This window comes from Arthrobacter sp. (genome assembly GCF_031179385.1).
Lineage (GTDB): Bacteria > Actinomycetota > Actinomycetes > Actinomycetales > Micrococcaceae > Arthrobacter_D.
Window position 1 is genome coordinate 11,789 of record NZ_JAPSHV010000053.1, and the last position, 6,868, is coordinate 18,656.

The 6,868-nt window shown below is 64.8% G+C and carries 7 protein-coding genes and 1 pseudogene; 4 read left to right on the top strand and 4 right to left on the bottom strand.

The window, feature by feature from the left end; translation table 11 throughout:
• The first annotated feature begins 100 nt into the window (after window positions 1-100).
• The gene (locus RIF85_RS09115) at window positions 101-1,204 is read left to right on the top strand and encodes a polyprenyl synthetase family protein (protein WP_309071596.1); all 1,104 of its coding nucleotides are present in this window, start codon (window positions 101-103) and stop codon (window positions 1,202-1,204) included.
• A 136-nt stretch (window positions 1,205-1,340) separates the two neighbouring features.
• Here the strand turns inward: RIF85_RS09115 and RIF85_RS09120 are convergent, their stop codons facing one another.
• The 4 genes from RIF85_RS09120 to RIF85_RS09135 all read right to left on the bottom strand — a co-directional run bounded on the left by RIF85_RS09120 (window position 1,341) and on the right by RIF85_RS09135 (window position 3,984).
• Window positions 1,341-1,754: a DUF559 domain-containing protein gene (locus RIF85_RS09120; RefSeq protein WP_309071597.1), complete on the bottom strand. Its 414-nt coding sequence runs from the start codon at window positions 1,752-1,754 to the stop codon at window positions 1,341-1,343.
• A gap of 669 nt (window positions 1,755-2,423) precedes the next feature.
• Complete coding sequence (locus RIF85_RS09125; RefSeq protein WP_309071598.1) at window positions 2,424-2,897, bottom strand: HIT family protein; 474 nt, start codon at window positions 2,895-2,897, stop codon at window positions 2,424-2,426.
• Complete coding sequence (locus RIF85_RS09130) at window positions 2,894-3,316, bottom strand: hypothetical protein (RefSeq protein ID WP_309071599.1); 423 nt, start codon at window positions 3,314-3,316, stop codon at window positions 2,894-2,896. Before RIF85_RS09130 ends, RIF85_RS09125 begins: the two co-directional genes overlap by 4 nt.
• Window positions 3,317-3,351: 35 nt before the next feature.
• The gene (locus RIF85_RS09135; protein WP_309071600.1) at window positions 3,352-3,984 is read right to left on the bottom strand and encodes a trimeric intracellular cation channel family protein; all 633 of its coding nucleotides are present in this window, start codon (window positions 3,982-3,984) and stop codon (window positions 3,352-3,354) included.
• Window positions 3,985-4,046: 62 nt separating this feature from the next.
• On the opposite strand from RIF85_RS09135, the gene RIF85_RS09140 reads away from it, so the two are divergent.
• The 3 genes and pseudogenes from RIF85_RS09140 to RIF85_RS09150 all read left to right on the top strand — a co-directional run.
• The gene (locus RIF85_RS09140) at window positions 4,047-4,805 is read left to right on the top strand and encodes a CbiX/SirB N-terminal domain-containing protein (RefSeq protein ID WP_309071601.1); all 759 of its coding nucleotides are present in this window, start codon (window positions 4,047-4,049) and stop codon (window positions 4,803-4,805) included.
• A gap of 125 nt (window positions 4,806-4,930) precedes the next feature.
• Window positions 4,931-6,667: a nitrite/sulfite reductase gene (locus tag RIF85_RS09145; protein ID WP_309071602.1), complete on the top strand. Its 1,737-nt coding sequence runs from the start codon at window positions 4,931-4,933 to the stop codon at window positions 6,665-6,667.
• A pseudogene (locus tag RIF85_RS09150) lies at window positions 6,664-6,868 on the top strand (phosphoadenylyl-sulfate reductase); the annotation flags it as partial. The gene RIF85_RS09145 and the pseudogene RIF85_RS09150, both read left to right, overlap by 4 nt.

A 6,868-nucleotide genomic window follows, 5' to 3' on the forward strand; every position in this document is an offset into this window, starting at 1 on the left:
CTCGCTGCGCTCGCAGCGGGCCCCTCGCCCGATAGCGCCTATCGGGCTCCCACTACTCGCTGCGCTCGCAGCGGGCCCCTCGCCCGATAGGCTTAGACGCATGACGGACTCCCCCCAAACCAGCTGGACCAGCGCTGGCCATCCGCGCCCGCTCATCGACGAGCTGGAGCCGAGTACCGGCGTGATCGCCACTGGGCTGCGCCTGCCCGCAGGTTTCGCCCTGATTGCTGAGGATCCGGAGCTCGGCCCGGCAGTATCGACCTGCCTTGCGAAGGTCGAGAAACAGCTGCGGGAAGCCATCTCCAGCTCCGACCCCCTGGCCGACGCCACCTCCCGGCATCTCGTTGAAGCTGGCGGCAAGCGAATCCGTCCGCTGCTGACAATCCTCGCTTCCCACCTCGGGGATGCAACCAAGGCAGAAGTGGTGGTTGCCGCCGTCGTCGTCGAACTGACGCATCTTGCAACCCTGTACCACGACGACGTCATGGACTCCGCGCCATTTCGCCGTGGAGCCCCGACCGCGCATGAGGTATGGGGCAACTCGGTAGCCATCCTGACCGGCGACCTGATCTTCGCGCGGGCGTCCATCCTCGTCTCTGAGCTGGGCTCGCGTGCGCTCGGGATCCAGGCGCGAACCTTCGAGCGGCTCTGCCTCGGCCAGCTGCACGAGACCGTCGGCCCGCAGGACGGCGAGGACCCCGTGGAGCATTACCTCTCGGTCATCGCCGACAAGACCGGCTCCCTGGTTGCAGCGTCAGGCCAACTGGGTGCAATTTTTGCGGATGCGCCGGCGTCGGCCGTTGACGTCATGATTTCTTACGGCGAGAAGGTCGGCGTGGCCTTCCAGCTTGCTGACGACGTCATCGATGTCACTGGGCTGAAGGCGAAGTCCGGAAAATCCCCGGGCACCGACCTGCGCGAGGGCGTACCCACGCTGCCGGTACTCCTGCTGCGCCAGGCTGCTGCTGCCGGCGATGAGTCAGCGCAGCGTGTACTCGAATTGGTGGACGGCGACCTGACCTCGGACGAGGCTCTGGCCGAAGCTGTGTCCGCCCTCCGGGAGCATTCCGCGACGCAGCAGGCCTGGGCTGTAGCGCAGCAGTGGGCGGAAGACGCCGTAACTGCCCTCGACCCGCTGCCCGAGAGCACCGTGAAGACGGCGCTGGCGAGCTTCGCGCAGGCGGTTGTCAGCCGGGACGTCTAGCTGCGCTGGGGGTTTTCCCCTGCCCACAATCCTGCACATTCTGGGCTGCCCGGAGGAGTGCCGGCGTGCCCGCCCGCGTCACTGCTGGGGTGACGGTGGAGAGGTTGACGAGGAAGTGCAGGATTATGCGCGTGTGTTAGCCGTTGCGGCGGCGCCCTCGTCGTAGCGCCAGACGGATCTCGTCCAACATGGCTTCCTGCTCGAACATGACGTCCTCATAGCCGTAGCGGAGAATGAGGAACCCGTTCAGAAGCGTCGAGTTGTTTCGGCGGTGGTCCCGGCGGAGCGCCTTGCGATCGGAGTGGAAGGCTGCACCGTCGATCTCGACGACGAGAGAATCGTTGAGGAGGAAGTCGACTCGTCCTACGCCCTCGATGCGCACCTGCGTCTCCACGTGGAACCCAGCGGCGACAAATAGTAGCCTCGCGACGACCTCGATGGGCGATTCAGCGCACCCGGTCACCTGTTGCAGCGCGGTGCGGGCCTTGCCATTTCGATCTCCCTCGAGGTGCTCGAATAGAAAGGAAAGCGCGATATCGCCACGTCTCATGGCACTTGACACCATGACCACTGCTTCAGGCAGGGGACGGCACCTGAGGGCGTGCAGGAGCACGTCACCCAACCCCACCAGCGGTAGGTAAGGGTGAGCGGGCACAGTGAGAGATCGGTGATTCACGTGGACGCCGCTGGCCCCGTCAGGGCAGCACATGTGGAGGGGACCAGATGAATTCAAACACCACAAACCGAAGTGGCTCGCGGCAGAAACGCAGGTTAGGCGACCGTTGTGGGTTACTGCCGAGACGAAGTCAGCAGCGGCTCCTGGGACGGCGAGTATTCCTCGTCGCACTTTGATGACGGAGCCCGAGCTGACAGCGGCATCGATTGCACGGCGGCTGATGCCCCGCTGTCGGAGCGTTCGCACCGGCGCTGCGCCGCCCACACGATGCAACGCTTGAGAGGGATCCATGCTGCAAGTCTCAAACGGCTGGCGGAGCCTCCAGTGGCTTGAGGCGGCTATGTGGGTAAAGTCGGCTGCGGGGGAATCGTGTGGAGCGGCAGTGTTCTGGAGTCCGGTCGGGCCAAAATCCTGCATCTTCTTGACCGGCGGTGAACCTGACCCGCGTGTTCCAGCCGAATTTCCCAACACAGAGCCACATATCCAGCCAGAAACTGCAGGATTGCGCGCGGCACGCGGCCACGGGCACACGAGGACGGAGGACTAGAGGCCGAGCGCTGACCGGAGCTCGGCGGCCTTGCGTGCGCGGATGGCCGGGGCCACGATCGGGCGCTTCGGCGTGAAGTAGAAGCCGTCGTCGTGCCAGCGGGGGAGCACATGCTGGTGGTAGTGCCAGACGTGCTGGCTGCCGGCCGGCTCGTTGTGCTGGCGGGTGGAGACGCCGTCGGGATTCCATGCACGCTTGATGGCGATGGCCATGTCGCGGGTGACCGTCATGATGCGGCCGGCGACGTCGTCGGGCAGTTCATACAGCAGCTCATAATGGGCGCGCGGTGTCACCAGCACATGCCCAGGGTTCGGATCGAAGCCGTGGGAGGCGATGAACGCCAGGACCAGTTCATCCGAGTAGATCAGGTCGCCCGGCTCGCAGAGGTTGGTCGCGAACCTGAACTCGCCCGATGCCAGGTCGCAGAACGGGCACTCGTAGCCCTCCGGCGCGTGGGTATTCCAGGTCATTCGGCCTCTTCGTCGAACACCCAGTCGAACATGTCGAGCATGAACTCGCTGAACGTTCCTTCCTCGTTCTTCCACGAGCCGCGGGCGTTGTTGCGCCGCCATACGATCGGATCCGGGACGTTCAGCTGATCCGCCTTGACTCCCCAGACGAATTTCTCGTCGACGTCTTCCATGAACAGCAGGAACCCGTCCTCGATTTCCAGCTCGTCCGGATCCCACACGTAGTGGAACGCTTCCATGAGGTCCTCGGAGGCGCCGACCGCGAGGTAGAACTCGCGCAGTGCCAGCGGCAGGGGGAAGTCCTGGCCCTCGCGCAGTTCGGCCAGTTCGTCCTCGGACAGGCCGTCTTCCGGCACCCACGCTTCCTCGAAGTAGGCGGGTACAAGGGCGCGGAATTTATCCAGGAACAGCTCGGTCACAGTGGCTCCAGGTGGTGTCGGGGGGATAATTCATCCTATCCCGCGTGCGGGGGTTCGAAATGACGTGATTGAGCCGCGAGCGGTACCTTCCAGCCCGACCGCCAGGCGAGCAACCGGAGGGTAAATACCAGGACGGCGACCGCTATTCCGGTCACGACGTTGAACAGTCCGAGCATCTCCAGTGACACAGCCAGGGTGGCCCCGAGGAACGCGGGGAGCGCGTACAGGTCACCGGAGAAAAGCTGCGGCACCTCGTTCGCGACGACGTCGCGAAGCAGTCCGCCGCCGACGGCGGTTGTCACCCCAAGCAGCACTGCCGCCACGGGATTCAATCCTTGGTCGATTGCCTTGAGGGCCCCGACGATGCAGAACAGCGCCAAACCGCCGGCGTCGAACAGCACCAGAAGCGTGCTCACCTTCTCGAGGTGGGAGAAAAGGAAGAAAACCAGCACGGCCGCCAGAAGCGGCGGCACGAGATACAGCGGGTTGTAGAACGCCACAGGCTCGACGTCGATGATCAGGTCGCGCGCCACGCCGCCGCCCAGCGAGGCAAGGCAAGCCAGCAGGAGCGACCCGATGAGATCGAAGCCCTTGCGAGCTGCCAGCAAAGATCCAGAGACAGCAAAGAAGAAAACGCCGACAAGGTCAAGGATCAGCGGCGCGTTCATGAGGTCTTTGCGTTACGGGACACAACTGTCAATAGTCGCAGGCGGGTGCTTCAATGGCCAACATGCAGACGTCTAACCAACCCGTCCTGATCGCATGTTCACACGGCACCAGCAGCGCTGAGGGGCAGGCCGCTGTAAACCGGTTGCGTGATGAGATGCGTGCGTTGCGACCCGAGCTGGACATCCGCGAAGCCTACGTTGACGTTCAGGAACCTGACCTCCCGGAGGTCGTCGCCGCACTCCCGGACGGGCCTGCTGTCATAGTGCCCCTGCTCCTCTCGGTGGGATATCACGTCAAGGTCGACATCGCTGAGGCAGTGCAGAGCCGGCCGGACACCTTCGCCGCCGCGCCGCTCGGACCCGACCCGAAGCTGGCACAGCTGCTGCAGCAGCGGCTGGAGGAATCAGGAGTGGGGTCGGCAGACGCCGTCGTACTTGCAGCTGCAGGGTCATCGGACGCATGTGCTGCCGTCGACGTGGGGGAGCTCGCGGAGCAGCTCAAGGAGCTGCGCCCCGGGCGCATCGTCGTCGGATACGGCGCCAGTGCGCGCCCGTCGGTTCCCGAAGCCGTAGCCGAGGCGCAGGACGGCGCCCGAAGTCCGGCCATCGCGTCCTACCTGCTGGCGCCCGGCTACTTCCACGACCAGCTCGCCAAGGCAGGTGGGACAGTGGTGAGTGCACCCCTGCTCCCGTCCACGGCGGTGGCCGAAATTGCGCTTGCTCGATACGACGACGCCGTCAGCCGCCTTGAGACGCCGGACCCCACCCGTGACTGTGGCCGTCCCTGCAGGGCGCATGTGTCGGCGTGCGCCCGTCCATAGAGCCGGTCACCTTCGGGTGCGGGCACTGTCAATACTTTGACGCGATTGTGACGTGCCGTGTCGCCACGTGAACGGGTGTTGCCGAACCTTTGAAGGGCGTCTGAAGCGGGTCCTACTGTCGTTACATGACGAGTTCAGTCGCGACCGAAGCAAGCCCGGCAGGCGCACGTAAGCCCCGTGCCACAAGGCCCGCAGCCAAGCCGCACGGCCAGTGGAAAGTCGACGGCACCACGCCCCTCAATGCCAACGAAACCTGGAAGCAGGAGGACAACGGGCTTAACGTTCGGGAGCGGATCGAGAACATCTACGCGAAGAACGGCTTCGACTCGATCGACAGCACCGACCTTCACGGGCGTTTCCGCTGGTGGGGCCTGTACACCCAGCGTCGGCAGGGTATCGACGGCGGCAAGACCGCCACGCTTGAACCCCACGAGCTCGAGGACAAGTACTTCATGCTCCGCGTGCGTATCGACGGCGGTGCTCTCACCACCGAACAGCTGCGCGTTATCGGCGGCATCTCCACGGAGTTCGCTCGGGATTCCGCGGACATCACGGACCGGCAGAACATTCAGTTGCACTGGGTTCGGGTCGAGGATGTCCCGGAGATCTGGAACCGGCTCGAGTCCGTCGGTTTGTCCACCACCGAGGCCTGCGGCGACGTTCCCCGCGTCATCCTCGGTTCCCCCGTGGCCGGCATCGCGAAGGACGAGATCCTCGACCCGACACCGCTGATTCACGAGCTGAGCGAACGGTTCATCGGAGATCCGGAACTGGCGAACCTTCCGCGCAAATACAAGACCGCGATCACCGGCCACCCCAGCCAGGACGTGGTGCACGAGATCAACGACTTCGCTCTGGTCGGCGTGGTTCACCCCGAGCTTGGCGCCGGGTACGACCTTTGGGTGGGCGGCGGCCTCTCCACCAACGCACGCCTGGCCGAGCGTCTCGGCGTGTTCGTTACTCCGGACGTGGCCGCTGAAGTCTGGCTCGGCGTGACCAGCATCTTCCGTGACTACGGTTACCGCCGCATGCGCACCAAGGCCCGCCTGAAGTTCCTCCTGAATGACTGGGGTGCAGAAAAGTTCCGCCAGGTCCTTCAGGATGAGTACCTTGGCTTCGAGCTTCCTGACGGTCCGGCTGCACCGAAACCCGAAACCCCGGGCGACCACGTGGGCGTCCATGAGCAGAAGGACGGCAAGTTCTTCATCGGTGTTTCGCCCACTGTAGGCCGGGTTTCCGGGACGATCCTTACCTCGCTCGCGAACACTCTGGAAGCACACGGCTCCACCCGCCTACGTACCACACCGCACCAGAAGCTCGTGGTCCTCGATGTCGAGAAGGACCGTGTTGAACCGCTCATCGCTGAACTGGATGCGCTGGGTCTTTCGGCACGTCCGTCACTGTTTCGCCGCTCGACCATCGCCTGCACGGGCATCGAGTTCTGCAAGCTCGCGATCGTCGAAACCAAGGTCACCGCCGCCACCGCTATCGCTGAACTGGAGCGCCGGCTCGCGGACCTCGTCGACAACGGGATCCTGACCCAGCCCATAGCCCTGCACATCAACGGCTGCCCCAACTCCTGCGCCCGCATCCAGACGGCGGACATCGGGCTGAAGGGCATGATGCTTCCAACGCCCGACGGCGACCCCACGCCGGGCTTCCAGGTTCACCTTGGGGGCGGCCTGGCAGCCGTCGATCGCGGTGAAGCCGGCCTTGGCCGGACCATCCGTGGCCTCAAGGTCACGGTCGAGAACCTGCCCGACTACGTGGAGCGCGTCGTGCGCCGCTACGCCGAAGACCGCCACGAAAACGAAACCTTCGCCCAGTGGGCACACCGTGCCGAGGAAGGAGTGCTGCAGTGAGCCTGTCACCCCTACACGCCGCCGGCAGCGTCCCCACGTCTGCTGACACCGCACCCCTTACCGACGTCGCAAGCCCTGCCCGCCGCTCCGAGGAGGAGTTGAAGGCGCTTGCCGCCAAAGGCGCCGAAGAGCTCGGCTGGGACTCCTCCGCCGAGCAGGTCATCGCCTGGGTCGCCCGCAACTTCGACCTGTCGCAGGCTG

Coding starts and splice junctions, on each gene's coding strand:
- RIF85_RS09135 (WP_309071600.1), bottom strand. CDS start 3,984: ATGAACGCGCCGCTGATCCTTGACCTTGTCGGCGTTTTCTTCTTTGCT.
- RIF85_RS09115 (WP_309071596.1), top strand. CDS start 101: ATGACGGACTCCCCCCAAACCAGCTGGACCAGCGCTGGCCATCCGCGC.
- RIF85_RS09125 (WP_309071598.1), bottom strand. CDS start 2,897: ATGACCTGGAATACCCACGCGCCGGAGGGCTACGAGTGCCCGTTCTGC.
- RIF85_RS09140 (WP_309071601.1), top strand. CDS start 4,047: ATGCAGACGTCTAACCAACCCGTCCTGATCGCATGTTCACACGGCACC.
- RIF85_RS09145 (WP_309071602.1), top strand. CDS start 4,931: ATGACGAGTTCAGTCGCGACCGAAGCAAGCCCGGCAGGCGCACGTAAG.
- RIF85_RS09120 (WP_309071597.1), bottom strand. CDS start 1,754: ATGAGACGTGGCGATATCGCGCTTTCCTTTCTATTCGAGCACCTCGAG.